The organism is Clostridium sp. chh4-2 (assembly GCF_002899675.1).
Taxonomy (GTDB): Bacteria; Bacillota; Clostridia; order Lachnospirales; family Lachnospiraceae; genus CHH4-2.
In genome coordinates this window covers 151,830-178,200 of sequence record NZ_PKUU01000001.1, presented here as the reverse complement: position 1 = coordinate 178,200, position 26,371 = coordinate 151,830, and the positions used below count along the sequence as shown (strand labels likewise).

Below are 26,371 nucleotides of genomic sequence, written 5' to 3'. Positions count from 1 at the left end.
TAAATGACAAATGGCCGGGACAGCATAAACTGTAAATCCCGGCCACCTTATTCATTCCTAATTCATATTTTATTTGTACTGAGCGTAAATATACTGATCGGTGTCATTTGTCCAAATAACCGTATAAAGCCGATTTCCCAGAACGGACGGGTCACTCAGTTTGGCTTCCTGCCAATAATTAAATGTATAACCATCCTTTGAAGGAACACTGGATTTAATTGTTTTTGCCAGAGTGGTAGTATTCCCTCTGGAATTCTTTGCCACTTTAAAATGTTCAAATACCTCTCCAGGATCAGACGGAGAAGAGCCTGTCATAAAATAAAGCGTAACAGTATTGTCGTTGCTCTCAGATGTTTCCGGCTCTTCAACTTTAGTATACTGAGCATAAATATACTGGTCGGTGTCATTTGTCCAAATAACCGTGTAAAGTTGATTTCCGAGAACGGACGGATCACTCAGTTTGGCTTCCTGCCAATAATTAAATTTATAACCATCTTTTGAAGGGACTCTGGATTTAATTGTTTTTGCAAGTGTAGTAGTATTCCCTCTGGAATTCTTTGCCACTTCAAACTGTTCAAATACCTCTCCAGGCTCAGAGGGCGAGGAGCCTGTCATAAAATATAGGGTAACAGTATTTTTTGTACTTTCGTTATTTTCAGGTGTTTCCGGGGTTTCTGGAATTTCAGGGGTTTCGGTTATTACCTCATTTTTTGTCATCACAAAGTTAGCATCATTATAGCTCCTGTCAATTTTCTCAATAGTGATCGATTCCGGCGTAAAGCTATACCCTTCGAGATGAGGTGTGATGATTACTTTATTTCCTGCTAAACCATTGCAATTAAAGTTTCCGCCGCAAGCCTGAAGCTCTTTATGTCCCGAAGTTGCCGGTACCTCAAAGTTTACGATCGGACATAAGTCATAAGGCAGCGCAGCCCCATTCATTGTGATCGCGCCGCTTACACTGAATGTGGTTGGTGTCCCGTTTGCAATCAGCAGCAGGTCAGCACTATTCTGGCCGGGATAGATATTTGATGACGGTGAATAGTTGTCGTATCCGGCAAGCTCAGGTTTCACGATAAGTGCAAGAAATCCATACGAAGAAACAGTTGTTTCGATAGAATAGTGTCCGTTTGCATCAGGATGTCCTGTTCCTACCACCGGGCCATCAGTCATATAACCATGTTTGATTGTAATTAATACATCTTCTATATTACCATTTCCACCTGAAAGAGTGACATTCCCTTCCACCACCAGTTTCCCTTCGGCCGCTTTGGCTGTTATGGGAGTGCTGATACTTAGCAGCATGCAAAATGCTGCCATCATTGCTAAAATTTTTCTGAAGTTCTTCATTTCCTTTTCCATTCCTCCTATAAATAAAATTTATTGTTTTTTCATTATACTATTAGTAGTGTTACGGATCTGATATAGAAGTGTTACGCATTTGTGTTATACCTAGTCTTCGTGAGCTTATTTGCGTGATTGGCAGGATTTGTTGTGAATTGCGTTCGTCTATGCGGGGAATTCCATATTGACATTTGAATAATATCTATACATATTTGTGTTCGGAGTTTGAGTTAATCATATAAATACAATTAAAAAGTCATTTTTTCTAGTGTGTCTTTTCTATATAAAAATTTCAAAAGGGGAATAAAGGATATTAGAAATACGATTGATAATAATAGTTAGAAGTTAATGAAAGAAATTACACTTACGATATCAGCAGCGCGGAGCAAAAAGTCAATATTGTTTCCCAAATGATAAAAGAAATGAAAGCTGAAAAGTATCCTAAATGATCAAGGAACACATTTTCCCCAAGGAACACAAATCCTTTAGCCTGCTAAAGTATAATTTCCAAAAGAAAAAAGCCCCGGAAACCTAGTAAAATCAAGGCTTCCAAGACTTTCTCCCTGCCAAGGGTGTAATGCCGGCCGCGGGACTTGAACCCGCACGATGTTGCCATCAATGGATTTTGAGTCCACCTCGTCTGCCATTCCGACAGGCCGGCTTATTGCTCTCATACAACGTTCATTATTCTATCACAGGATTTTCCATTTGGCAAGTGTTTTCGTTGAAAAAAAATCAAAATTATTGTATGATAGGTACAGACTTTTGAAAGGCGGTGCAGCTGATGAACTGTAAAGAAGCGGAAGCTTTGGTAATGCCATATATACGTAATCAACTGACAGATGAAGAATTAGAAGGCTTTTTGGAACATATTGATGAATGTGCGAATTGCCGGGAAGAATTGGAGATATATTATACAGTAGAGATCGGTATCCGCCAGTTAGACACTGACACAGGAAGTTACAATATAAAAGGAGCATTGGAAGCTGCAATTACGGCTTCTAAGCAGCGGTTATACAGCGTGATGTTAGTAAAGATCATGAAGTATGCTGTTAACACGCTGTGCGTGATGAGCTTAATTGTTATGTTTTTGCTGCAATTCAGAATATGGATTCAGCAGGGGATTTTTTAACTTTTTACATGAAGCGTGAAGGCATTTTCGAAAATGCCTTCACGCTTCATGTAAATGACTTTATGTAAAAACCTCCATAAAACATCAATTCCCCCAAAAAACCACAAGAAAACAGGAGAACCAACCATATGAACAAATTAATTTTAATAGACGGATTCAGCATTTTAAACCGCGCCTTTTACGGCATCCCGGAGCTGACCAATTCAGAAGGCCTCCATACCAACGCAGTCTATGGATTCCTTAACATCATGTTTAAGATATTAGAAGAAGAACAGGCCGATCATCTGGCCGTGGCCTTTGATTTGAAAGAGCCCACATTCCGCCACAAGATGTATGAAGAATACAAAGGAACCAGAAAACCCATGCCGGAAGAGCTGTTAGAACAGGTACCTGTTTTAAAGGAAGTTCTGGCCTCCATGGGCGTGCCGACGGTTTCCCTTGCCGGATATGAAGCCGACGATATTCTGGGAACTCTGGCAAAGCGGAATGCGGCTATGGGAATTGAAGTATCCGTTGTGTCCGGAGACAGGGATCTGCTTCAGCTGTCCGATACCGGGATCAAGATCCGGATTCCCAAGACCAGCCGCGGCGGCACGGAAATCTATGATTACTATCCGGAAGATGTGAAACGGGAATACCAGGTGACGCCGGAAGAATTTATCGATGTAAAAGCTTTGATGGGAGACAGTTCCGACAATATCCCGGGAGTTCCTTCCATCGGAGAAAAGACAGCTACAAACCTGATCACTGCCTACCATTCCATTGAAAATGCCTATGAGCATATAGATGAAATCAAACCGCCCAGAGCCCAGAAAGCGCTTAGGGAACATTATGATATGGCCCAGATCAGCAAAACTTTGGCAACGATCTGCATTGACTGTCCGGTTGAATTTTCTTTAGAAGACGCGAAGATCGGCAATTTATATACGCCGGAAGCATATCAGATGATGAAACGTCTGGAATTTAAGAGCTTGATTGCCAGATTCGGAGAAGATGCCATTGAGAGCAACGAGGAAGAATCTCATTTTAAGATGGTTGACGATTTCTCCGAAGTGGAGGAGTTGTGGAAAAAGGCATCCGTTGCTGACCATGTGGGACTTCAGCTAATACAGGGAAACGGTAAAAATGCCGGTCTTGCCCTTTGCTTTGGAGAAGAAGACTGCTACGTGATCCGGGCTTTCGGATTCATCTCAATGGAATATTTATATGATAAAGTGAGAGAGCTATGCGGACAGCTGTCTTTAGTGAGCGTATTAAACCTGAAAAAACAGCTGCCGTATTTGCAGCTGGATTATGACAGTCCGGCATTTGACGCGGGGGTGGCCGGATATCTTTTAAATCCTTTAAAAGATACCTATGATTATGATGATTTGGCAAGAGATTATCTGGGTCTGACGGTGCCTTCAAAGCTGGATCTGCTTGGGAAAAATGATCTTGGCAAGGCATTGGAAGACGGAGAAGCAAACGCGGTGACCTGTTGCTGCTATATGGGCTACATTGCATGGAAAGCGGCTCCTGTTTTGATTCGGAAATTAAAAGAAACAGAGATGTATGACCTGTTTCTCAATATAGAGATGCCTTTGATTTACAGCCTTTATCATATGGAAGCGGCCGGTGTTAAGGTTGAAAAAGAGGCGTTAAAAGAATACGGAGATAATCTGAAAGTTAAGATCGCCAAATTAGAGCAGGAGATCTATGAGCTGGCAGGAGAGCAGTTTAATATCAATTCTCCGAAACAGCTGGGAGAAGTCCTGTTTGAGCATATGGAACTCCCTCATGGGAAGAAGACAAAAACAGGCTATTCTACCGCAGCGGATGTTTTGGAAAAATTGGCGGTGGATTATCCGGTGGTGCGGATGATTCTGGATTACCGTCAGCTGACCAAGCTGAATTCCACTTATGCCGAAGGCCTGGCGAACTACATTGGAGAAGACGGAAGAATTCACGGAACCTTTAACCAGACAATTACGGCCACCGGGCGAATCAGCAGCACGGAACCCAACCTCCAGAACATTCCAATCCGTATGGAACTGGGACGGGCTATCAGGAAAGTCTTTGTGCCGGAGGAGGGATATGTGTTTGTGGATGCCGATTACTCTCAGATTGAGCTGAGAATTCTGGCCCATATGTCGGGAGATGACCGGTTAATCAATGCATACAGGGACGCTCAGGATATTCATGCCATAACCGCGTCGGAAGTGTTCCACACCCCGTTAGAGGAAGTGACTTCCCTGCAGAGAAGAAATGCCAAGGCGGTTAACTTCGGAATCGTATACGGAATCAGCGCATTTGGTTTGAGTGAGGATTTGAGCATTTCCAGAAAAGAAGCGGTGGAATATATTGATAAATATTTTGAGACCTATCCGGGCGTTAAGGAATTTTTGGATAAACTGGTGTCAGAGGGCAAGGAACAGGGATATGTGACCAGCTTATTTGGAAGAAGAAGGCCGATACCGGAGCTGAAATCAGCCAATTTTATGCAGAGATCCTTTGGAGAGCGGGTTGCCATGAATTCTCCGATTCAGGGAACGGCAGCTGATATTATGAAGATCGCCATGATCGCAGTGGATAAAGAACTGAGGGCCAGAAACCTGAAATCCAGAATTGTTCTGCAGGTACACGATGAACTTTTAGTTGAAACGTATCTGGAGGAAAAGGAGATTGTGACCGGTATTTTGGAAGATAAGATGAAACATGCGGCTGAGTTAAAGGTGACGTTGGAAGTGGAAGCCCATGACGGAGCCACATGGTTTGATGCAAAATAACAAAAGAAAAAGGTGATTGGATGAATATATTAGTCAGTGCCTGCCTGTTAGGCGTTCAGTGCCGCTATGACGGAACCGGCGCTTTAACAGAAGGTATAAAAAAGCTGATGGAGGAACATACGCTCATTCCGGTATGTCCTGAAATTATGGGAGGTCTTGCAACGCCCAGAGATCCGGCAGAACGGTCCGGGGATAAAGTTGTGACGAAAAATGGGGCCGATGTGACGGAAAACTACCAAAAAGGGGCCATGGAAACGCTGAAGCTGGCAAAACTCTATCAGTGCAGCTGCGCGGTTTTAAAAGAGAGAAGCCCTTCCTGCGGCTGCGGCCGCATCTATGACGGATCGTTTAGCCGGAAGCTGGTCGATGGAAACGGGATGACGGCTGAGCTTTTATTGAAAAACGGAATTCAGGTAAAAGGAGAATCTCAGATATGAAACGAGTCATCGGACTTACAGGCGGAGTTGGCTCAGGAAAAAGCCGCATCCTGGAAATACTGAAGGAAGAATACGGCGCTGAGGTAATTCAGGCGGACGAAGTAGCAAAGCGGCTGGAAGAGCCGGGCCAGGAAGGGTATCAGCGGATCATTGAGGCTTTGGGAACGGAGTTTTTAGACGAGGATAAGAGCATTAACAGAGGAAAATTGTCGCATTTGATTTTTAAGGATCAGACTGCTTTAAAAACGATTAATTCCATTATCCATCCCCTTGTATGGAAAGCGGTAAAAGAACAGATCGCAGCTTCCGGCTCCTCTTTAATCGTGGTGGAAGCCGCGCTTTTGACAAAAAATGTGGATGACATTTATGATGAATTATGGTATGTTTATACATCAAGAGATAACCGTATCCGGCGCCTTGCCGAGAACCGTGGTTATACGGCGGAAAAAAGCATCAGCATCATGGACAGCCAGCCGCGTGAACAGGAGTTTTTTTCCTGTGCCAGCCAGGTGATTGACAACAACAAAAGCCTGGACGATGTAAGAAAACAATTAAAAGAGATATTATCTTAATTAATAGAAGGAATTGAGCAGATGAGATTAGTGAGCATAGCCAGTGGGAGCAGCGGAAACTGTATATATGTTGGCTCGGATAACAGCCACATCCTTGTGGACGCAGGAATCAGCAACAAAAGAATTGAGCAGGGGTTAAATGAAATCGGAGTAAAAGGCAGTGAGATCAACGGAATCGTAATCACCCATGAGCATTCCGATCACACCAAAGGTTTAGGCGTTTTGGCGAGAAAATATGGAGTGCCGATTTACAGCACGAGAGAAACGCTGGAAGAAATCGCGTCTATGAAGTCCTTAGGGCAGTATCCAACCGAATTATTTCATCCGATCCAGCCGGATGTGGATTTTGAGATCGGCGATTTGAAGCTGAAACCATTTTCCATCGATCACGATGCGGCGAATCCGGTGGCTTACCGCATTCAGTGCGGAAAAAAATCGGTGGCGGTTGCCACGGATATGGGCCATTATGACCAGTACATCATCGACCACCTTCAGGGGCTGGACGCTTTGCTGCTGGAGTCCAACCACGATGTCAATATGCTTCAGACCGGACCTTATCCCTATTATCTGAAACGCAGAATTTTAGGCGATCACGGTCATCTGTCCAATGAAAATGCCGGACGGCTTCTGAACTACATATTACATGATAATATTAAAAAAATCCTGTTAGGCCATCTGAGCAAAGAGAATAATTATGAAGAACTGGCCTATGAAACAGTAAAACTGGAGATAAACCAGGGTGATAATCCATTCCACGCATCTGATTTTTCCATCGCGGTTGCAAAGCGTGACCAGATGTCTGAGATTATTGCGCTGTAATTAATAACCATATAAGAGGAGAACAATTATGAACAAGACAATCATTACGGTAGTAGGAAAAGACACAGTTGGTATTATCGCCAAAGTTTGCAATTATCTGGCGGAAACGCAGATCAATATTCTGGATATCTCACAGACCATCGTTCAGGAATATTTTAACATGATGATGATTGTTGATATGGACAAGGCTACAAAACCATTTGAACAGGTTTCCGAAGAATTAGAAGCAATCGGAGATGAAATCGGCGTAAAAATTAAATGCCAAAGAGAAGAAATCTTCACAAAGATGCACAGAATCTAATTAAATACGACCGAAAAGGATGGATAAATCTTATGTTAAATATGTTTGAAGTGATTGAAACCAACAATATGATTGATCATGAAAAGCTGGATGTCAGAACGATCACCATGGGTATCAGCCTGTTGGACTGCTGCGATAATGATCTGGATAAATTAAACGAAAAGATCTATAACAAGATCACCACCTATGCGAAGGACCTGGTATCCACAGGAGAAGCCATTGCCCGTGATTTTGGCGTACCGATTGTCAATAAACGTATTTCCGTTACCCCAATCGCTTTAGTCGGCGGATGCGCATGCAAATCACCGGAAGATTTTGTCACCCTGGCAGAGACCTTAGACCGTGCGGCTAAGACAGTAGGAGTTAACTTCATCGGCGGATATTCCGCTTTGGTAAGCAAAGGCATGACGCCGGCGGAAGAAAATCTGATCCGCTCCATTCCAAAAGCTCTTGCAGTGACCGAGCGTGTCTGCAGCTCCGTAAATGTGGGATCCACAAAAACAGGCCTTAACATGGACGCCGTACAGCTGATGGGACAGATCGTTTTAGAAACAGCAAAGGCCACAAAGGAAAATGACTCCCTGGGCTGTGCAAAATTGGTGGTATTCTGCAATGCGCCGGATGACAACCCGTTTATGGCGGGCGCGTTCCATGGCGTGACGGAGGCGGATGCCATTATCAACGTCGGCGTCAGCGGCCCTGGCGTTGTAAAGGTGGCGCTGGAAAAAGCCCGCGGCGAGAATTTCGAAGTTCTTTGTGAGACAATCAAGAGAACGGCATTTAAGATCACCCGCGTGGGCCAGCTGGTAGCTCAGGAGGCTTCCAAACGCCTTGGCGTTCCGTTTGGCATCATCGACCTTTCCCTGGCTCCGACGCCTGCCATTGGCGACAGCGTGGCTGAGATTCTGGAAGAGATTGGACTGGAACGCGTGGGTGCTCCGGGAACTACGGCGGCGCTTGCAATGCTGAATGACCAGGTGAAAAAGGGCGGCGTGATGGCATCCTCTTACGTGGGCGGTTTAAGCGGCGCGTTCATTCCGGTCAGCGAGGACCAGGGCATGATCGACGCGGTTTCCATGGGAGCTTTGACGTTGGAAAAACTGGAAGCGATGACCTGCGTCTGCTCCGTAGGATTGGATATGATCGCAATTCCGGGAGATACTCCGGCCACAACCATTTCAGGCATTATTGCGGATGAGGCGGCGATCGGAATGATCAATCAGAAGACTACGGCAGTCCGTTTGATTCCTGTTATCGGAAAAAATGTAGGCGATACCGTAGAGTTCGGTGGACTTTTAGGATATGCGCCTGTTATGCCTGTTAACCCGTATTCCTGTGAAAAGTTCGTAACAAGAGGCGGAAGAATTCCGGCTCCGATCCACAGTTTCAAAAATTAGGAGCTGCGGATATGAGGATTTATTTAATACGGCACGGAAGACAGTGCAGTAAGTTGTGTAATGTTAATGTGGATCTGGCAGAGGAAGGTTACCGGCAGGCAGCATTAGTCGGTGAACGCCTTGTACAGGTCAATCCCCAAATCGTCTATTCCAGCGATCTCCTTCGCGCGGTACAGACGGCCCAGGCTGTCAATCTCTATTGGAACGTGGATCATATCGTGCGCCCGGAACTTCGTGAAATCTCTTTTGGAGATATGGAGGGCATGTCCGACGAAGCGATTGCGGTTAAATATGTTGACTTTAAGATCAGGCAGGACCGGATGGAAGAAGACCTTCCCTATCCGGGAGGCGAATGCGGAGCCGATGTGGTAAAACGGGTGCTTCCGGTTCTCTATGAGATCACCCAGAGCGGATATGAACGGGCCGCCGTTGTGACCCATGGAGGTGTGATACGCAGCCTTACCGCCTATCTGATCGGCCTGGATCTGGCGAAGATGCGGATGATCGGAAACGGCCTGGAAAACTGCAGCATTACGGAACTGGAATATTCCCCGGATAAGAACCGGTTTAATCTGCATCGGTTTAACGATTATGCCCATCTGGAGAAATATCCGGAGCTTTTAAGAAGCAGCTGGGTAGACAAAGAAAACTAATGGAAAACCACCTGGCTGACAGGTGGTTTTTATGTTATGATGAAACAAGAATATAAAACAGGAGTAAAACCATTGATAACAGATAATCGATTAGAATCCACATTGGAATATTTTTTAAATGACCGTCTGCTTCAGGTCATTATCAGCAATCCGGTCAGCAAAGAAGGCTGTATGAAAGTAAAGGTGCGCCCCCTGTTGCTGCGGGGAGCGCTGACGTTTCAGGCGGAGGAATTTGTTGGGAAGCAGGCATTTCACAAAAACCTGTCTTGTGAAGAAGCGAAGAACTACATCATGGACCTGTTAAAAGACCGGTTCCGTCAGGCTCAGATCACGTCGCAGATCGGAAACGGAAGTGTTTTGGTGAGCAAAAAAGGGACGGTTACGGTGAAATGCAGCAAGACTGCCCAGCCCAAGATGACCGCCAAGCCGCCTGTTTTAGAACACAACCGTAAAAAACGGTATGTGCTGGAAGAGGGGCGTCCGGTTCCATTTTTAGAGGATTTGGGTGTCATGACATCAGAGGGGGCGGTGGTTCGTTCCAGATATGATAAATTCCGCCAGATAAACCGTTTTTTGGAGTTTATCGAAGATATTATACCGCGATTGGATAAAAGTAAAGAGACGACGATCATTGACTTCGGATGCGGAAAGTCTTATCTCACATTTGCGATGTATTATTATTTGAAGGAATTAAAAGGATATCCGGTCCGCATCATTGGCCTGGATTTAAAGCAGGATGTGATAAACAGGTGCAACCAGCTGAGTGAGAGATATGGGTTTGAGAAGCTGAATTTCTACCATGGAGATATCGCCTCTTATGAAGGCGTGGATCATGTGGACATGGTGGTTACCCTTCATGCCTGCGATACGGCGACGGATTATGCGCTGGCGAAAGCGGTGACATGGGGCGCTTCGGTTATCCTTTCGGTGCCCTGCTGCCAGCATGAATGGAACAAACAGATGGAGAACGAGCTGATGAAGCCTGTTTTCCAGTACGGTTTGATTAAGGAGCGGATGGCCGCATTATATACCGATGCGCTGAGAGCCGAAATCCTGGAGAATCAGGGGTACCGCACTCAGATACTGGAATTCATCGATATGGAACATACGCCCAAGAATATTCTGATCCGGGCAGTTAAACAGGGAGAGCGCAAGGATAACCAAAAAGAAATTCAGGAAATCCTTGATTTTCTCCATGTGCAGCCAACGCTTGCCAAACTGCTTTTAAACAGTTAAACGGTGATAAAGGGCCTGGTATATTCATTTTTAGCCAAAGTACCGTATTTCGAAAAAAGGATGGAGCTATAGATGTGGGACGCGTATAAATCCTGCTCCAACATGGGTAAAAATGCGGCGTCAACCAGCTGTTTTGCCGAAGAAGGCTTTGTAATCAGCGGAATCGAACCGTGTTCTTTGATACCGGTCATGATCTCCGCTGATTTTTTTTGAAATCCCAGCACTCTGGCATAGCCACAGTAACCGAGTTCCTTGTATCGGACTGCATCCGCTTTTTTGCTGTTTAAAATCAGGTGAAGGAGGCAGCGGCTGATGCGGCTGTAGGTATATTGTTTTGTCTTTAAGTCGCCGATCCGGTTGCTGAAGGTCTGATACTGTAAAAGAAGACTGCGGATACGGCTGTCCAGTTCTTCGGACAGATCCAGATATTCGGTCAGGTTCCGGCCGCTTTGAACCAGGGATAAAAGCGTATAGTTGAGAATTTCCGTCAGGTCGTCAGGAAAGACGGGAAGACCCTGTAAAATTTCTTCCAGCACCTGTTCCGGAACCTGGGAAGCGATGGAACTGAGCCCGTCCGGGTCGGCTAACAGTTTTCGGATGGCGGTTGCCGATGCGAACTCACCGGCCAGGGAAAGATCGTGGTAGCCGTGGCCGTTTCGTTTTACAGTTACCGGCTTGATCCGGCTTTCTCTCCTTATAAGGGCTTTCATGTATTCAATGCCGAGTATATTGTTGGGAGAGAGCAGAAGGCGGCTCTCTTCATCGCTCAAAGAGAGCCAGGACGTAAGTGCCTGTGCGCGCGCATCCGGAAATGTCAGGCCGGAACGGACATAACCTTTTAACAATTCCTGATATTCCTCCGGTTCCTCAGATAAAACCCGGGCAATCCGGGATAAGGGTTCTGTTTCCCCGCATTCACTGCCAAAGCAGATGGAATCCACAACGCCCAGACAGTCCAAAAGAGCCACTCCGCAGGCGGCGAAATCTTCCGCGCTGCTGGTCGCGAACAGGACAGGAAGTTCCAGAACCAGATCAGCCCCGGATTTTAAAGCCATCCGGGTTCTCGTATACTTATCATAGACAGCAGGAGTGCCCCGCTGGACAAAATCTCCGCTCATCACAACAATTACGTAATCGGCTCCGGTTAATTCCCGGGCTTTTTGGATATGATATAAATGACCGTTGTGAAACGGATTATATTCTGCAATTAAACCGACAATCTTCATACTGCCTACCTTTCTGCTCGCAATTTAATAGATTTATTATACGAAAGAATCCTCCTATGGTAAAGGATTATTGTTTGGACGAAAAAAAATACACGGAAATAGAAAAATATGGCTTGTATACAAAAAACAAGTGGTATATAATATAGATAAATGCGAAAAGATGAAAGGGGTATTATATCATGGGATTTATTGATGTAATTAAAGCAAGAGCAAAAAATGACAAAAAAACTATCGTTCTTCCTGAGTCCATGGACAGAAGAACTTTTGTAGCCGCTGAACAGATTTTAAAGGAAGACTTAGCAAATCTGATTATTATCGGTACACCTGAAGAAGTGGCTGCTAACAGCGAAGGCTTAGATATTTCCAAGGCAACCATCGTTAATCCATTTACTTATGAAAAGACACAGGAATATGTGGATTTATTCGTAGAACTGAGAAAATCAAAAGGACTTACACCGGAAGATGCAAGAGCTACTATGATGAAAGATTATGCATACTACGGCTGTCTGATGATTAAAAACGGAGATGCCGACGGTATGGTATCCGGCGCCTGCCATTCTACAGCAAACACATTAAGACCATGCTTACAGATCATTAAAACAAAACCGGGCACCAAACTGGTTTCCGCATTTTTCTTAATGGAAGTTCCAAACTGTGAATATGGCGAGAACGGTACTTTCGTATTCGCTGACTGCGGATTAAACCAGAACCCGAACCCGGATGAACTGGCTGCAATCGCTATTTCTTCCGCAGAGAGCTTCCGTATGTTAGTTGAGAAGGAACCAAAAGTTGCTATGTTATCCCATTCCTCTATGGGAAGCGCAAAACATGATGATGTGACAAAAGTTGTGGAAGCAACCAGAATCGCTAAAGAATCCGCTCCTGAACTGGCTCTTGACGGAGAACTTCAGTTAGACGCAGCAATCGTTCCAAGCATCGGATCTTCAAAAGCTCCGGAAAGCAAAGTAGCCGGACAGGCCAATGTATTAGTATTCCCGGACTTAGATGCAGGAAATATCGGTTATAAATTAGTACAGAGACTTGCAAAAGCAGAAGCTTACGGCCCGATGTGCCAGGGTATTGCAAAACCGGTTAATGATTTATCCAGAGGATGTTCCGCTGAAGATATCGTAGGCGTTGTTGCAATTACAGCCGTACAGGCTCAGATGAACGATTAAGAATATAAGGAGAAGTGACAACTATGAAAATTTTAGTATTGAACTGCGGAAGCTCTTCATTAAAATATCAGTTAATTGATATGGACAACGAAAGCGTAATCGCAAAGGGCTTATGCGAAAGAATTGGTATCGAGGGATCAAAATTAACACATGAACCGGCAGGAAAAGAAAAATATGTGGTGGAAAGCCCAATGCCGACTCATACAACTGCGATCAAGATGGTTATGGACGCTCTTCAGAATCCGGAATACGGCGTTATCAAAGATACCAGCGAGATTTCTGCAGTCGGACACCGCGTGCTTCACGGCGGAACCATTTACAGCGATTCCATCATTGTAAATGAAGATGTTAAAAAAGTAATCCGCGACTGCTTCGATTTAGGACCTCTTCATAATCCTGCAAACTTAATGGGTATTGAAGCCTGTGAAGAAGCTATGCCGGGAACTCCGAACGTAGCAGTATTCGATACCGCTTTTGGTATGTCAATGCCTGAGAAAGCTTATATGTATGCAATTCCTCATGAATACTATGAGAAATACGGCATCAGAAGATATGGCTTCCACGGAACCAGCCACAGCTTTGTTTCTAAAGAAGCAATCCGTTTCGGCGGCTTAGATCCTGAAACAGCAAAAGTGATCGTATGCCATCTTGGAAACGGCGCAAGCGTTTCCGCTTCCATCGGAGGCAAATGTGTGGATACCAGCATGGGACTTACACCTCTTGAAGGCCTTATCATGGGAACCAGAAGCGGTGATATCGATCCGGCTGTTGTTCAGTTCATCTGCAACAAAGAAGGCAAAACGGTTAACGAGATGTTAGACATCCTGAATAAGAAATCAGGCGTTTTAGGCATGAGCGGTGGAATTTCCAGCGATTTCCGCGATATCGAGAACGCAAAAGCAGAAGGCAATCATCTTGCAGATGTTGCTCTTGACGCATTCGTTTACCGTGTTATAAAATATATCGGCGCTTATACAGCAGCCATGAACGGTGTGGATGCAATCGCATTTACCGCCGGTGTTGGTGAGAACGACAAAGCAGGAAGAAAGAAAATCTGTGAGTCCTTAGCATATCTGGGCGTTAAGATCGATGACGAAGCAAATGATGTGCGCGGAAAAGAGAGAGTGATCTCTGCAGCTGATTCCAAAGTGAAAGTTATGCTGATTCCAACCAATGAAGAGCTTGCAATTGCAAGAGAAACATTGGAATTGGTAAAATAATCAAAGAATCTGTTGACAAATTTGATCCACATATGTATAATAGCAGAGGTGCGTATAGCTCCTGAATTTAATCTGTAAGGAGATTTGTATGCTTATTAATTTGTCTGAGTTGTTTACCAGTGAAGGAAAAGAGAAGATCTACGTACAAGATATTGAGATGAAGCAATTTCATGCCCCGGATGGTGTGTATGATGTTGTCGATGCAGAGCCGGTGACTTTAAAGGTCAGGAATCTCGGCGACCGCACTTTATTTTTGGAAGGAAAGGCAAAACTTTCTTTGATGATACCGTGCAGCCGTTGCCTTGACCCGGTGAGGAATGACTTTGATCTATCAATAGAAGCTTCTTTAGATATGAAACAGACTGAAGAAGAGCGGATCGAAGAACTGGATGAACAACCCTACGTAAGTGGTTATAATCTGGATGTAGACCAGCTGGTTTGTAATGAACTGCTGCTGAACTTACCTATGAAAGTCCTGTGCGATGAAGATTGCAAGGGGATTTGTAATAGATGTGGTGCGAATCTCAATCATGAGACTTGCGGCTGTGATAGGAGTTCGCTAGACCCAAGAATGTCGTTGATCCAGGATATTTTTAATCAGTTTAAGGAGGTGTAACCATGTCTATCTGTCCAAAGAATAAATCTTCAAAAGCTAGAAGAGATAAACGTAGAGCAAACTGGAAGATGAGCGCTCCAAATTTAGTTAAATGCAGCAAATGCGGAGAACTTATGATGCCACACAGAGTTTGCAAAGCTTGTGGATCTTATAACAAGAAAGAAATCATCAGTGTTGACTAATTACAGTAATTAACGCAAAATGGCTTTATTAGCCGTGTAAAACAAGGTTCTTCCTTTTCGGAAGAGCCTTGTTTTTTTGCCTGATTTTCGCCTTTTGGTGAAGAGATGAAATTTTCCAACAGTTGAACTGTGTCTTGACCAATGAAAGGAGAAGCAACAGGACTTCATTCCAGCAGTTTAGCTCATAAATAACAACTTAATAAAATCGTGTCACTCCAGTATCCTTTGGGGCTGGATTATATTATAAAAGGGCATCCTTAGCGGATGTCCTTTTTATGTGGAGATTTCCTGCAATTATTCGGCATTTCTGGTTTTATCATATTATTACTATTTCATAATAACCCAAAAAGGAGCTTTGGACGGATAAAAAAACAATCATAAAAAACGCAATATTATTCAAATATATTGCAATGTCATTGCGAAAACGTATGGTATATAATATTCATATATTATTTGAATAGGAGGGATTGCCAGTGATTTATTGTTTCCAAAATGCCATGGTTGTCAGCCCTTTTTCTCAATATTCCGGGTGTGTCCTGGTAGATGAGGGGAAGATTATCGAAGTGGCTCCAAGTATTCAGGCTCCTGAGGGAGCGATGGTGATTGATGCGGGAGGGAGAATTTTGTGTCCCGGTTTTGTTGATTTACATGTGCATGGCGGCGGCGGATCACAGGCATTGGAGGGCACGGAAGATGCCATCATTACTATGGCTAATGCCCATCTGGTGTATGGCACCACAACCCTTCTTCCCACCATAGAGTGTGCGCCGGCAGGACAAATGAATAAGGCTGCCCTTGGGGTGAAGCAGGCAATGAGAAGCGCCCGCTCTAAAGCCACGATTGCCGGGATTCATTTAGAAGGACCCTACTTATCCCCCAGGCAGGCGGGGGCACAGCAGCCCGGAGCTATAATGTCCCCCTCTGAAGGAAGCTGGCAGTGGATGCTGGAATTGGCGGAGGACATACGCATGGTTGGCATCGCTCCGGAGCTGGAGGGGGCATTCGCATTGTCAGATGCATTGACTGCCCGAGGGGTGGCGGTAAGCATTGCCCATTCCGACGCCAGTGAGGAACATGTGCGCCAGGCCGTTGTCCATGGTTTTTGTGATGTTACTCATTTGTATTCCGCGTGCTCCACATTTAAGAGGGTCAAAGGCTTTCGCATTCCCGGCGTAGTGGAGACTGCCCTGGTGATGGACGAGCTAAGCACGCAGATAATTGCCGATGGGTGCCATCTCCCCCATACCATGATTCAGCTGGCATATCGTCTGAAGGGTGCTGACAGAGTGGAGCTTATTACCGATGCCCAGCGTTTTGCCGGCTGGAAGGTAAAGGAGGGGGAAGTCGTTTATGCCGGCGGTACTGCCATGATCTATAAGGACGGGGTGATGAAGCTGCCGGATGAAAGCGCCTTCGCAGGCAGTGTAGCCACAACAGATCGGCTTCTTCGGACAGTGGTAGATGCAGGTATTCCTTTGAAAGACGGAGTGAGGATGCTTACGGATACTCCCGCCCATCGCATTGGATTGAAGAACAAGGGGCGTATTCAGGCTGGCTTTGACGCGGATTTACTAATTTTGGATGATAACTTTTTTCCTGTCTTTATTATGGCAAAGGGCAATATCGTAAGAGACGGGCTGTAAACTTTGTGGGATATACGGAAAGGAGAGTATGACTATGGATCGCAATGAGACAAGAAGCCTGCTGGGCTTTTTTCGCAACCAGTTGACCGACGAGCTCTTAAGTTTCTGGATGCCCCGTTGCCTTGACAGAGAAAACGGGGGGTATTTTAATTGTTTTACCAATGATGGGAGCCGGCTGATTTCCAGGGATAAGTATGTCTGGTCTCAGGGACGTTTTGTGTGGGTTTTTTCCCGTCTCTCCCAGATGGAGGGAGGAACCTTTACTAAGGCGCAGCGGAAGACATTCCTTGAGTATGCCAGGAACGGCCGGGATTTCCTGATGAAGAATGTGCTGATTGGGGAGGATGACTGGCGCTGTGCCTTCCTGCTGGAAGCGGATGGTACGCCTAAGTATTCGAAGGGATGTGATGCGCTGGATGCGGGTATTGCGGCGGACTGCTTCGTGGCCAGCGGGCTGGCCCGCTACTCCTTGGCTGCCAATGACCCGGAGAGCTGGATGTTTGCAAAGAAGCTGTATGATTCTATCCTGGACCGATATGAAAAAGGCAGTTACCATTCCATGCCCTATCCTCTTTCCACTGACTATCAGGATCACGGCAAGCCCATGGGATTGACTAATGTGAGCACCGAGCTTTTGGAGGCAGCAAAGGTATTCGATGTGGATTACTGCGGAAAGATTCTCTCCTGCATCGATCACTGCGCCTCTTCCGTGTTTGAGGAATTTACCGATGAAAATAACCTGGTGCATGAATTCAAGTATGCCCAGGGAGGTTTTTCGCAGAATCTCTTTGGACAGCATATTAATCCGGGACATACTCTGGAGGATATGTGGTTCCAGTTGGAGGCTATGGATCAGCGGGGCGACAGCCGCTATTTTGATAAGCTTGCAGCCATCACCAAAAAGACCCTGGAAACTGGCTGGGACAAGGAGTTTGGAGGGCTGTACCACTTTATCACCTGTGATGGGAAGCCGGGCATGGAGGGTGATGTGGGCGATGCAAAGAATGAGCCGCAAATGCATCTGGTGCGGGATGACTGGGGAAGCAAGCTTTGGTGGGTGCATTCCGAAGCGCTTTACACCACCTTGCTTTTGTATGACCGTACCGGAGATCCTGAGCTGCTTCAATGGTTCTATAGGATTTTTGATTACACCTATGATGTTTTCCCGAATCCGGACCGGGAAATCCGGGAGTGGATCCAGATCCGCATGAGGGACGGCAGGCCCCAGGAGAAGGTGGTGGCCCTGCCGGTGAAGGATCCCTATCACATTTTGCGAAACACCCTGCTGTGCGTGGAACTGTTGGAGAAGAGGCTAAGGAAGCAATCGAGAAAATAGTGTAGAAAAAAGAGGGCTTGAACATGGAATTAAAAAAGGACAATTATCCGTTGTTAAGAAATTACCGTCTGGTATACCAACAGGCTTTTATCCCTATTTTTGTCAAAGATGACTTTGACACGGAAACTTTACTGGCGGGGGTGCGGCTGGCGGGAGTCCGGGCTATGGAATATACCCTGCGGCGGGAAGATGCCCACAGGGTATTGCCAGGGCTAAAGAAAAAATTCCCGGAATGCGCCGTACTTGCGGGAAGTACCATAGACGCTCCCAACATTGTACGGGCTATGAAGCCCCGTTTCCCTCAACTGATGACATTGGAGGAGCTTGCGCCCTTTGTGGATGGCTTTGTGTCCATGCTGCCCTTTTGTGATGGGACGATTCGCGGCTACCGGGATACCCATTTGATGATACCTTCTGCTGAAAGCAGCGGTGAAGCGCTGCGGCAGATGCGTTCGGGCGCCACATTTATCAAGCATTCCGGACCGGGGACGGATTTCACCAGGAAACTTCACGCCGCGCCCACATTTAATTACTGTCCCACATTTATTACCGGAGGGATTAGTCCTGACCGTATGGAAGAGGTGTATGTAGCAGGGGATGTGCTTACTGCTGCTGGTTTTGACCTGATTTTAAAAGGAGTGGATCCGGATGTTTTGACGCCGGAGCTGGTAGCACAAAAACTGGAAGTTTTTCTGGATACGGCAAAAGCCGCCCGTCTCCTCGCCCATCCTGAGTTGGAAGGGATCGAACAAATGAGTGACGGGGAGTTCCTTCGTGTACTGCCTAATGTATGCAGCATTACGAGCGTGCAATAGTACAGAAAAATACGGAAACAGCGCAATAAGGCTGAATGATGATATAGGAGAAACATATGTACAAATTATTAGCGGCAACGAATATCGTTGGAATGGAAACGCTCTTTGATGAGCTAAAAGACCTGGTGCATATTGATGTGGTGCCTGCCCGGCGGGAGGAGATTATGTCCTGTATATCCGAATACGATGGCTATATATGCCCGCTGGAGGTTCGCACCGACCGGGAAATTTTAGAGCAGGGGAAAAAATTAAAGGCAGTTTTTACTGTCACCACCGGGCTGGATCATATCGATTTGGATATCGCCCGGGAAAAGGGCATTGCCGTTTACGGCATGAAGAATGACCGGGAATTCCTGGACAATGTGACAGCAACTGCCGAGCTTGCCCTGGGACTTCTCCTGGCTCTGGAGCGCAGGCTCCCCTGGGCTTTTGATGCCGTGAAGCAGGGAATCTGGGACAGAGAGGCCTATAAGGGCCATCAGCTTAATGGCAAGACCATGGGCATCTGGGGATATGGCCGTCTGGGTACTATTATGAGGCAATACGCCCAGGCACTGCGTATGCGGGTCATAGCCTATGATACCTGCCCTTCAGACAGTCCGGATGTGGAGTGGGTAAGCCAGGAGGAACTGCTCTCCCAAAGTGATGTAATCTCTTTGCATATTCATTTAAACGAAAGTACCCATAATTTACTGAACAGAGATGTCTTCCATCAGATGAAACCCGGCATGATCGTCATCAACACTTCACGGGGAGGAATTATCAACGAACCTGATTTGATCCATGCCATGGACAGCGGCATTGTCCGGGGCTTTGCAGGGGATGTCATCGCCGGGGAATGGGGGAATGTGGGGGATAATCTGCTGGTGCAATATGCAAAAAAACATGAAAACCTTCTTCTTACTCCCCATATCGGCGGAGCCTGTTATGAGGCACAGCTGCAGGCACTGGGTAATGTACTTGTCAAAGTAAGGGATTTTTTTCAAAATGCCTGCCAGCCAGACGCCACTGAAGCGCTGGTCCGCTCTCTAATGAATGGTACTATAAATTAGCAGTGATAAAAAATAAAAAAGAGGAGATTAGAAAATGAAAAGAACATTGTCTTTCCTGATTGCGTCAGTTATGATTCTGACTTGCGGATGCTCCGGTTCCGGCGACACTGCCAGTAAAGAGATGGCTTCGGCTGAAGAATCGGCTTCTCCGGCTGCTGTATCCGCTGAGTCCGTTGCCACCGATTTCGGTCATTATGTTTTCCAGTACGGTGGTCCCACCGAGGCGCCTTCCGTGGTGAACACCGACCCTTCCGAACGGGTTGATATTACCATCTGGTCCGACCCCAACTGGGAATTCACTGCTGATAACGGCAACACCTACACCCAGGAGGAGTTCTTCCAAGAGACCTGGGCCAGGTTCGCCGCTTCCTACCCAGGAGCAGCCATCAACGATGTAAGTACCCTGACCTATCCCAGCGCCGAAAGGGATGAAAAGATTTCCACTGCTATGCAGACAGGGGAGCTGCCGGATGTTATTTTTGGCTCTTTCTTCTCCGTCGGTTCCCGTACCTATGACGGCCTGTATGTACCTGTGGACGATGCGATACCGGAGGAGGTGCAGTCCGACATTGCCGATACTGTTTGGGATCTGGTGACAGTGAATGGCAATGTGTATTGCTATCCTTTCGCACAGGGGCTGGGATTTCTGGCTTACAATGCGGATATGTTCCGGCAGGCAGGACTGGATGATTACATCGGTGATAAATACAGCTTTGCAAACTGGAGTCCCGATGACTACCTGTCTATCATCAAGACATTGAAAGAGAACCTGGACGAAGGGATTGTCCCCACCAATGTATGGTGCAAAGGAACTGACGGTGACACTTGGAATCAGCTTTTCTTGCGCATGTTCGGGGCCGAATGGTTTGATGAGAATGGCAAAGTGATAGTTAACGAGGACGAGCGGGCCGTTCAGGCACTGCAATACCTCAAGGATATCTACGATGCCGGTTATACCAATGCCGACCCCTCTACCGTCAAGTCCAGCGAGGTGCGGGCCAATATGAATAATCTGCTTACAGCCATCGCTCCTTTCCAGCAGGGCACTGTGCTCGTTGCTGAGGATGCCATGAACGCCGGCTCTAGTCCGGAGTATGATTTAAGGGTGGCATATATCCCCGGTGAGGAGAACCCCCAGGTTTTCTCCTATGTCTACGGATTCTGTGTGATTGATACGGGCAATGAAACCGCCCAGCAGGTGGTAAAGGATTATCTGACATGGCTGAATACCGAGCCGAACCTGATGAAGGAAGCGTCTCGTATGGGATTTGTCCGGGAGTCTATGATCTCTTCCGATGCAGATACGGATTCACGGAAGGAGGCGTATCTGGATGCCATGCAGTACATTGTGAACTTCAACAACAACACCATCGCCTATACCCAACTGCGCAATGCCTTGTATCCTCAGCTGCAGGCGGTATACGCCGGGGACAAGACTCCTAAGGAAGCATTGAACGATTATGCTGCGGAAGCCAATCAGATTATTGAGAAAGCCCAGAAGGATTCCATCTTCCGGTAAGGCGGGTTTCCTAAAAACCAAATTTTTGAAAGTATGGCGCCGGGGAGGCTTCGGCTTTCCTGGCGCCGCTTTCAAAGTACCATACCCGTTTCTCCTTCTTGGCATAGTAAATAAATGTATTGTTGTTCTTTAGAAAGTTGAGGATTATCATGAAAAAGAAAAGATTTCGAGGCATACGGGTAGGGGAGGCGCTTATCGGTTATGGGTTTATCCTCCCCTATGCCATTTTTTTCGGGGTGTTTATGGCATATGCCCTGGTTAACGGAATTTGGACCAGCCTGCAGCATAAAACCTTTCGTACATCCTATTTTTGCGGTCTTGATAATTACATAGAGCTGTTTTCAGACAGCACTTTCATCCTCTCCGTATTGAATACCCTGGGATTCGTCATTATCATCGTTTCCTTGACATTTATCTTTTCCATTTGGATTTCCAGTACGATTTTTGACAAATCCATTCGGTATATGTCCTTTGTCCGTGCCGCATATTACATTCCCAATATTTGCAGCATGGTAGTCATGAGCGTGGTCTGGGCCTGTCTTTTAAATACCACCTCAGGGGTGGTTCCCTGGCTCCTGCGGAAAATGGGATTTGGCACGGTAAACTTTCTGGGAGATCCCAATCTGGCCTTTGGCACGGTATGCGTGGCGGTGGTCTTTACGAATCTTGGTACGGCCATCGTGCTGTATCTGGCAGCCATGATGGGGGTTTCCACAGAGATGCTGGAGGCTGCGGAAATCGATGGAGCCACCCGGTTTCAGAAAATCCGCTATATTCTGCTGCCAAGCGTACGGGGTACCACAGATTATATTTTTGTCACCAATGTAGTGGCTGTGCTGAAGATTTTTGCCATTATCCGGCTGCTTACCGCCGGCGGACCCAATTACAGAACCACCACCATGATGTATTATCTATATCTCAATGCCTTCAACTATAATGAGATGGGCGTTGCCAGTGCCTGTGGCGTCATCATGTTTATTGTTGCGGTGGTTATTTCCATTCCCCGCATGAAGAAGATGATTCAAGAAATGTAAGGAGCGTGTATGATGAGACATATATTAAAAAAAGCCAAGTCCTTGGGTGCTTATCAGATTGTTAACCTTGTGCTGGTTACCCTTCTGGCATTGGTATTTGTCTATCCCATCGTCTGGCTGGGGTTAAATTCCTTTAAGACCCAGACCGAGGTGTACCGGCTGCCGCCCACTTTCTTCCCGGAGTACTTTACCGTGGAGAATTTCCAGAAGATATTCCTGCAAAATCCGGCCTGGCTCTGGATTAAAAATTCTATGGTCACATCCCTGCTTACTGCCGGTTTCACCGCAGTTACCGGCACAATGGCAGCGTATGCCTTCTCCAAACTGCAGTTTTATGGAAAAAAATGGCTTTATGGCCTGTTCATCCTTTCCATTATGGTGCCCACGGAGATTCTGATCGTGCCCTTGTTCAATATTACCAAAAGCCTGAACCTGATGGATACCAGCTTAGGTATGGCCGTTCCGTCCATTGCCTCCGCCATAGGCCTGTTTATGATGAAGGGCTTTATCGATGCCTTGCCCTCCAGCATCCGGGAATCTGCAAGAATTGATGGCGCCGGAGAACTGCGTATTTTCTTGTCCATTATTCTGCCGTTATGTAAATCCGGCATGGGTGCATTGTTCATCTTGTCTTTCGTGAGGGGCTGGAACAACTATCTGTGGCAGATGCTCACAGCTACCAGGAAAGTGTCCTATACCCTTCCGGTAGGTGTCTCTACATTGTTTACCGAGTCCAATCCCAATATTGCTTATAAGCTGGCCGGGGCTTTTGTGGGAGCGGTGCCCATGTTGATTGTGTTTCTTTGTTTCCAGAAATACTTTACCAGAGGAGTGACGATAGGCGCAGAAAAAGGCTGATATACTGTGTTTTATGAAGGAGATAGAATATGTCTGTTATTAAGGATTTTTACTGTGACAAGTTATATGTACGCATTTTTGACACCCGTGATGCTATGGGATGCTGCGCAGGTAGGGAGGCAGCCGCCTGTGTGAGGAAGCTATTGGAAGGGCAGAAGGAGGTAAACATTATATTTGCGGCGGCACCCTCGCAAAATGAAGTATTGGGCGCTTTTGCCTCCGAACCGGATATAGACTGGAACCGCATCAATGCTTTCCATATGGACGAGTATGTGGGACTGAAGGAGACTCACCCCGCAGGATTCCGCAATTTCCTAAAGGCTGCCCTGTTTGATCACAAGCCCTTTTGCAGGGTGAATCTGCTGGACGGCAATAATCCTGGTGAGGCAGACCGTTACAGTGCTCTTCTGCGGCAATATCCCCCGGATGTCTGTTTGCTGGGCATAGGGGAGAACGGTCACATTGCTTTTAATGATCCCGGCGTGGCGAGCTTTAGAGATGATGCCATGGTCAAGGCGGTCACGCTGGATGAGGAATGCCGAAACCAGCAGGTACATGATGGATGCTTCGCCCACATTGACGAAGTACCCAAGCAGGCGCTTACCATTACGATTCCAGGACTGATGGCGGCGAAATATCTATTTTGTACTGTACCCGGCATAACGAAAGCGGAGGCTGTGGAACGGATGATCTGCGGAGAGATTTCTGAGGCATGTCCTGCATCCATCCTGCGTGAGCATGCCCATGCCCGGATGTATACGGACAGCGACTCAGGCAGCAGGATTCTTGGCAGGGAGTAGAGTAAATCAGCTAAGGTTCTTCCATTGCCGGGGGGAGCATCCTGCAATTTGCTTGAATGTACGGCTAAAATTGCTATAGTCGGAAAAGCCGCATTTTTCACAAACCTGTGTCATGGATAGATTTGCTTTAATCAGTTCCATGGCATAGGCGATTTTTTTGGTGAGGATAAAACGCTTAGGCGGGATGCCCATATGATTGGAAAACAGCTGGCTGACATAACTTTCGGAATAGGAAAACTCCCTGCACAAATTTTCCACGGTCAGAGGAAGGGCAATGTGTGCATCAATGTAATCCACCATATCCCTGATCAGAGGAGGGCAGGGCATAGGCTTAAGGGATGCCTTGTCTGGGTATGCCTTGTTTACGAATATCATTAGGGAAATTAACGCAGACAAACAGTTCAGGTCGTCGCCGTAGGCAATGGAGGCCTGATAGGTGTTGATGATCTCGGCATAGCGGACGAAGGTATCAATCTGCGCCTCATTCAGGTAAAATATATTGCCCTCCTTCGACGGACTGCTGTTGAAGCAGTTAAAAAGATTGGTGCAAGGGGAGCAGAGCATTTGCATCCCTTTGGGGTCGAACATGATGGTGATGCGTTTGTAGCAAGTGGAGATATTGTTGAGTGAAATGTGCAAATCCTTGGAAGTAAGCAGCACCAGTGCTCCATGAGTAATCCTGTATTTACAGGAATTAATGAGCATGGTCACATCACCGTCTAACAGCAGGAACATCTCATACTGGGCATGGGAGGTGTATCGCATGTCAATGGTAGCCATGGATTCTGAAAAATAGCATTCCATTGTCATTATCTGGCTTGTCATAAAACCCCTCCCTTGTCCTTCCGACTTAAGTATATCTGTATCTGTTCTTATATGTACGGCAATCTGCCGGTTTCGGCTCTTTCCTGTTTCCTTAATTAGAGTCTCTTAGAAAAATACATATCATAATATAGTTTCTATGTCAATAGCCTGCAATCTATCGACAGTAGGGAGAACAGATGTGGGATGAGGGATATGAAATAATCAAAGTGGCGGTCATTTATAATAAGAAAGAAATCATTTGTGTTGACTAATTACAGTAATTAACGCAGATTGACTTTGTTAGCCGCGTAAAAACAAGGTTCTTCCTTTTTGGAAGAGCCTTGTTTTTTGGCGAAAGAATCTGGTCTCCATATTTACGGATTACGGTTCCTGTGATAGGATAGTTGCGTGAGATAACAACTGGGCCAACGAAAACCATTTATATGGAAGGCGAAAACTTTGAACGCATCGGTATGGTGGTGACCGCCAATTATGCAGGCGGCAGCTCCAGTAGTTCAGGCGGAGGATCGAGTGGTGGTTTAGGCAGTAGTTCCATTACTATTTCAATTATGAACCGGACAGCACGAGAGGAAAGCTGTACCGAAACACGATTACACCGGACGGGTTCCATGTTGATGAAAATGGGGTGTGGGACGAAAAAGAGAAATAGTTATTCTCAACTATCTGTTAAAGATGGAAGACATATTATGTCATTCGTTTTGAAAGCAACAATTTAGATGTCATAAACCATCGAGGTGAAGAAGAAATGTTTGAGGAAAATTTTAGAATGTATGAACCGGCCGATATTTTAATTTATGTGCAGGACAGGGGAGTTGTGTTAAAAGAGAAATCTCTTGTAGCGTATCATAAAGAATTTGGAAAAATCGTGTCAGTAGGAACAGAGGCGGAGCGGCTGGTAGAAAATCCACAAGAGAATATTCTGGTATCCTCTCCGTTGCGTCAGGGTATTGTAGCGGATTATATGGTGGCGGTTAAGCTATTTTCTTATTTGCTCAATAAGGCTTTTGGGAAAAAAACGTTTAGAAAGCCGGCGGTTGCCGTCTGTGTGCCAAAAGGTATATCAGAAGTGGAAAAAAGAGCGGCAGAGGATGTGATGCATCAGGCAGGAGCCGGGGAAGTTATGATTGCCGATATTCCATTGGAGCAATTTGTAGAGGAAATGTCAATAAAATCACCTAAGCTGTATCAGAAATATAAGATTGTTATCGGCATTGCAAAAGAAGAGCCGGAAAACTATCTCAGAGAGCAGCTTTCCTGTATTCTGGATTATGCGGCGCAGGCGGGAATTTCTGCTGATCGGGTAGAGGAACTGCTGAGACAGGAAAAACAAACGGTATAGAAAACGGATTTGTAAGCTGCAAAAATCAAGGCTCTTTCCAAAAGGAAGAATTTTGTTTTTTGCAGCTTTACA

Annotated in this window: 26 protein-coding genes and 1 tRNA gene; 23 read left to right on the top strand and 4 right to left on the bottom strand. The window is 46.0% G+C overall.

Annotated features, from left to right (window positions below; genetic code table 11):
- Window positions 1–69: 69 nt before the first annotated feature.
- Together C0033_RS00870 and C0033_RS00865 are read right to left on the bottom strand one after the other, a co-directional pair.
- Window positions 70–1,362, bottom strand: coding sequence for a hypothetical protein (locus C0033_RS00870; protein ID WP_103225981.1), 1,293 nt, complete (start codon window positions 1,360–1,362; stop codon window positions 70–72).
- A gap of 560 nt (window positions 1,363–1,922) precedes the next feature.
- A tRNA-Leu gene (locus tag C0033_RS00865) sits at window positions 1,923–2,005 on the bottom strand.
- 123 nt (window positions 2,006–2,128) lie between these two features.
- Here C0033_RS00865 and C0033_RS00860 point away from each other — a divergent pair.
- From C0033_RS00860 to C0033_RS00820, 9 genes are all read left to right on the top strand, one after another.
- Window positions 2,129–2,476 (top strand): zf-HC2 domain-containing protein, encoded by a 348-nt coding sequence (locus C0033_RS00860; protein WP_103225980.1) that lies wholly within the window; start codon window positions 2,129–2,131, stop codon window positions 2,474–2,476.
- A 128-nt stretch (window positions 2,477–2,604) separates the two neighbouring features.
- Window positions 2,605–5,241 carry a DNA polymerase I gene (gene polA / locus C0033_RS00855; protein ID WP_103225979.1) on the top strand — a complete coding sequence of 879 codons (2,637 nt, stop codon included), beginning with the start codon at window positions 2,605–2,607 and terminating at the stop codon, window positions 5,239–5,241.
- Between the two features lie 20 nt (window positions 5,242–5,261).
- Window positions 5,262–5,678, top strand: a complete 417-nt coding sequence (locus tag C0033_RS00850) for a DUF523 domain-containing protein (protein WP_103225978.1) — start codon at window positions 5,262–5,264, stop codon at window positions 5,676–5,678.
- Entirely contained in the window at window positions 5,675–6,250 is a 576-nt protein-coding gene (gene coaE / locus C0033_RS00845; protein ID WP_103225977.1) for a dephospho-CoA kinase, read from the top strand. The genes C0033_RS00850 and coaE overlap by 4 nt, the downstream gene beginning before the upstream one ends.
- Before the next feature lie 21 nt (window positions 6,251–6,271).
- On the top strand, window positions 6,272–7,069 hold the full coding sequence (locus C0033_RS00840; RefSeq protein WP_103225976.1) for an MBL fold metallo-hydrolase: 798 nt from the start codon (window positions 6,272–6,274) through the stop codon (window positions 7,067–7,069).
- A gap of 28 nt (window positions 7,070–7,097) precedes the next feature.
- Window positions 7,098–7,370: an ACT domain-containing protein gene (locus C0033_RS00835; protein WP_103225975.1), complete on the top strand. Its 273-nt coding sequence runs from the start codon at window positions 7,098–7,100 to the stop codon at window positions 7,368–7,370.
- Between the two features lie 32 nt (window positions 7,371–7,402).
- Entirely contained in the window at window positions 7,403–8,767 is a 1,365-nt protein-coding gene (locus tag C0033_RS00830; protein WP_103225974.1) for a PFL family protein, read from the top strand.
- Between the two features lie 11 nt (window positions 8,768–8,778).
- A complete protein-coding gene (locus tag C0033_RS00825; protein WP_103225973.1) occupies window positions 8,779–9,420 on the top strand; it encodes a histidine phosphatase family protein in 642 nt (213 codons plus the stop codon).
- Between the two features lie 36 nt (window positions 9,421–9,456).
- Window positions 9,457–10,656 (top strand): SAM-dependent methyltransferase, encoded by a 1,200-nt coding sequence (locus tag C0033_RS00820; protein ID WP_242984381.1) that lies wholly within the window; start codon window positions 9,457–9,459, stop codon window positions 10,654–10,656.
- Here the strand turns inward: C0033_RS00820 and C0033_RS00815 are convergent.
- On the bottom strand, window positions 10,653–11,882 hold the full coding sequence (locus tag C0033_RS00815; RefSeq protein WP_103225972.1) for a nucleotidyltransferase: 1,230 nt from the start codon (window positions 11,880–11,882) through the stop codon (window positions 10,653–10,655). The two genes, C0033_RS00820 and C0033_RS00815, sit on opposite strands and share 4 nt — an antisense overlap.
- A 179-nt stretch (window positions 11,883–12,061) precedes the next feature.
- Between C0033_RS00815 and pta the strand changes: the two genes are divergently transcribed.
- The 12 genes from pta (at window position 12,062) to C0033_RS00755 (ending at window position 24,135) form a co-directional block, all read left to right on the top strand.
- Window positions 12,062–13,060, top strand: coding sequence for a phosphate acetyltransferase (gene pta, locus C0033_RS00810; protein ID WP_103225971.1), 999 nt, complete (start codon window positions 12,062–12,064; stop codon window positions 13,058–13,060).
- A gap of 23 nt (window positions 13,061–13,083) precedes the next feature.
- Window positions 13,084–14,280 carry an acetate kinase gene (locus tag C0033_RS00805; protein WP_103225970.1) on the top strand — a complete coding sequence of 399 codons (1,197 nt, stop codon included), beginning with the start codon at window positions 13,084–13,086 and terminating at the stop codon, window positions 14,278–14,280.
- 88 nt (window positions 14,281–14,368) lie between these two features.
- Complete coding sequence (locus C0033_RS00800; RefSeq protein WP_103225969.1) at window positions 14,369–14,896, top strand: DUF177 domain-containing protein; 528 nt, start codon at window positions 14,369–14,371, stop codon at window positions 14,894–14,896.
- A 2-nt stretch (window positions 14,897–14,898) separates the two neighbouring features.
- Window positions 14,899–15,078, top strand: coding sequence for a 50S ribosomal protein L32 (gene rpmF, locus C0033_RS00795; RefSeq protein WP_004068723.1), 180 nt, complete (start codon window positions 14,899–14,901; stop codon window positions 15,076–15,078).
- Window positions 15,079–15,551: 473 nt separating this feature from the next.
- Entirely contained in the window at window positions 15,552–16,721 is a 1,170-nt protein-coding gene (gene nagA, locus C0033_RS00790) for an N-acetylglucosamine-6-phosphate deacetylase (protein WP_103225968.1), read from the top strand.
- 34 nt (window positions 16,722–16,755) lie between these two features.
- Window positions 16,756–18,057 carry an AGE family epimerase/isomerase gene (locus C0033_RS00785; RefSeq protein WP_103225967.1) on the top strand — a complete coding sequence of 434 codons (1,302 nt, stop codon included), beginning with the start codon at window positions 16,756–16,758 and terminating at the stop codon, window positions 18,055–18,057.
- Window positions 18,058–18,080: 23 nt separating this feature from the next.
- Window positions 18,081–18,872 (top strand): hypothetical protein, encoded by a 792-nt coding sequence (locus C0033_RS00780; protein WP_103225966.1) that lies wholly within the window; start codon window positions 18,081–18,083, stop codon window positions 18,870–18,872.
- 56 nt (window positions 18,873–18,928) lie between these two features.
- Complete coding sequence (locus C0033_RS00775; protein WP_103225965.1) at window positions 18,929–19,924, top strand: NAD(P)-dependent oxidoreductase; 996 nt, start codon at window positions 18,929–18,931, stop codon at window positions 19,922–19,924.
- Window positions 19,925–19,958: 34 nt separating this feature from the next.
- On the top strand, window positions 19,959–21,443 hold the full coding sequence (locus C0033_RS00770; RefSeq protein ID WP_103225964.1) for an ABC transporter substrate-binding protein: 1,485 nt from the start codon (window positions 19,959–19,961) through the stop codon (window positions 21,441–21,443).
- A 149-nt stretch (window positions 21,444–21,592) separates the two neighbouring features.
- Entirely contained in the window at window positions 21,593–22,477 is an 885-nt protein-coding gene (locus tag C0033_RS00765) for a sugar ABC transporter permease (protein WP_103225963.1), read from the top strand.
- A 12-nt stretch (window positions 22,478–22,489) separates the two neighbouring features.
- Window positions 22,490–23,335, top strand: a complete 846-nt coding sequence (locus tag C0033_RS00760; RefSeq protein ID WP_103225962.1) for a carbohydrate ABC transporter permease — start codon at window positions 22,490–22,492, stop codon at window positions 23,333–23,335.
- A gap of 29 nt (window positions 23,336–23,364) precedes the next feature.
- Window positions 23,365–24,135, top strand: coding sequence for a glucosamine-6-phosphate deaminase (locus tag C0033_RS00755; protein ID WP_103225961.1), 771 nt, complete (start codon window positions 23,365–23,367; stop codon window positions 24,133–24,135).
- Window positions 24,136–24,141: 6 nt separating this feature from the next.
- On the opposite strand, the gene C0033_RS00750 is transcribed toward C0033_RS00755, so the two are convergent.
- The gene (locus tag C0033_RS00750; RefSeq protein ID WP_103225960.1) at window positions 24,142–24,960 is read right to left on the bottom strand and encodes an AraC family transcriptional regulator; all 819 of its coding nucleotides are present in this window, start codon (window positions 24,958–24,960) and stop codon (window positions 24,142–24,144) included.
- A 422-nt stretch (window positions 24,961–25,382) separates the two neighbouring features.
- Here C0033_RS00750 and C0033_RS26700 point away from each other — a divergent pair, with 422 nt between their 5' ends.
- Window positions 25,383–25,676, top strand: coding sequence for a hypothetical protein (locus C0033_RS26700; RefSeq protein ID WP_146043714.1), 294 nt, complete (start codon window positions 25,383–25,385; stop codon window positions 25,674–25,676).
- Between the two features lie 29 nt (window positions 25,677–25,705).
- Window positions 25,706–26,299: a rod shape-determining protein gene (locus C0033_RS00745; RefSeq protein WP_103225959.1), complete on the top strand. Its 594-nt coding sequence runs from the start codon at window positions 25,706–25,708 to the stop codon at window positions 26,297–26,299.
- The last annotated feature ends 72 nt before the right edge of the window (window positions 26,300–26,371 follow it).

Coding starts and splice junctions, on each gene's coding strand:
- rpmF (WP_004068723.1), top strand. CDS start 14,899: ATGTCTATCTGTCCAAAGAATAAATCTTCAAAAGCTAGAAGAGATAAA.
- C0033_RS00770 (WP_103225964.1), top strand. CDS start 19,959: ATGAAAAGAACATTGTCTTTCCTGATTGCGTCAGTTATGATTCTGACT.
- C0033_RS00780 (WP_103225966.1), top strand. CDS start 18,081: ATGGAATTAAAAAAGGACAATTATCCGTTGTTAAGAAATTACCGTCTG.
- C0033_RS00830 (WP_103225974.1), top strand. CDS start 7,403: ATGTTAAATATGTTTGAAGTGATTGAAACCAACAATATGATTGATCAT.
- C0033_RS00800 (WP_103225969.1), top strand. CDS start 14,369: ATGCTTATTAATTTGTCTGAGTTGTTTACCAGTGAAGGAAAAGAGAAG.
- C0033_RS00840 (WP_103225976.1), top strand. CDS start 6,272: ATGAGATTAGTGAGCATAGCCAGTGGGAGCAGCGGAAACTGTATATAT.
- C0033_RS00835 (WP_103225975.1), top strand. CDS start 7,098: ATGAACAAGACAATCATTACGGTAGTAGGAAAAGACACAGTTGGTATT.
- C0033_RS00850 (WP_103225978.1), top strand. CDS start 5,262: ATGAATATATTAGTCAGTGCCTGCCTGTTAGGCGTTCAGTGCCGCTAT.
- C0033_RS00870 (WP_103225981.1), bottom strand. CDS start 1,362: ATGGAAAAGGAAATGAAGAACTTCAGAAAAATTTTAGCAATGATGGCA.
- C0033_RS00785 (WP_103225967.1), top strand. CDS start 16,756: ATGGATCGCAATGAGACAAGAAGCCTGCTGGGCTTTTTTCGCAACCAG.
- C0033_RS00755 (WP_103225961.1), top strand. CDS start 23,365: ATGTCTGTTATTAAGGATTTTTACTGTGACAAGTTATATGTACGCATT.
- C0033_RS00805 (WP_103225970.1), top strand. CDS start 13,084: ATGAAAATTTTAGTATTGAACTGCGGAAGCTCTTCATTAAAATATCAG.
- coaE (WP_103225977.1), top strand. CDS start 5,675: ATGAAACGAGTCATCGGACTTACAGGCGGAGTTGGCTCAGGAAAAAGC.
- C0033_RS00775 (WP_103225965.1), top strand. CDS start 18,929: ATGTACAAATTATTAGCGGCAACGAATATCGTTGGAATGGAAACGCTC.
- C0033_RS00745 (WP_103225959.1), top strand. CDS start 25,706: ATGTTTGAGGAAAATTTTAGAATGTATGAACCGGCCGATATTTTAATT.
- C0033_RS00765 (WP_103225963.1), top strand. CDS start 21,593: ATGAAAAAGAAAAGATTTCGAGGCATACGGGTAGGGGAGGCGCTTATC.
- C0033_RS26700 (WP_146043714.1), top strand. CDS start 25,383: ATGGAAGGCGAAAACTTTGAACGCATCGGTATGGTGGTGACCGCCAAT.
- C0033_RS00750 (WP_103225960.1), bottom strand. CDS start 24,960: ATGACAAGCCAGATAATGACAATGGAATGCTATTTTTCAGAATCCATG.
- C0033_RS00820 (WP_242984381.1), top strand. CDS start 9,457: ATGATGAAACAAGAATATAAAACAGGAGTAAAACCATTGATAACAGAT.
- C0033_RS00815 (WP_103225972.1), bottom strand. CDS start 11,882: ATGAAGATTGTCGGTTTAATTGCAGAATATAATCCGTTTCACAACGGT.
- C0033_RS00825 (WP_103225973.1), top strand. CDS start 8,779: ATGAGGATTTATTTAATACGGCACGGAAGACAGTGCAGTAAGTTGTGT.
- polA (WP_103225979.1), top strand. CDS start 2,605: ATGAACAAATTAATTTTAATAGACGGATTCAGCATTTTAAACCGCGCC.
- C0033_RS00760 (WP_103225962.1), top strand. CDS start 22,490: ATGAGACATATATTAAAAAAAGCCAAGTCCTTGGGTGCTTATCAGATT.
- pta (WP_103225971.1), top strand. CDS start 12,062: ATGGGATTTATTGATGTAATTAAAGCAAGAGCAAAAAATGACAAAAAA.
- C0033_RS00860 (WP_103225980.1), top strand. CDS start 2,129: ATGAACTGTAAAGAAGCGGAAGCTTTGGTAATGCCATATATACGTAAT.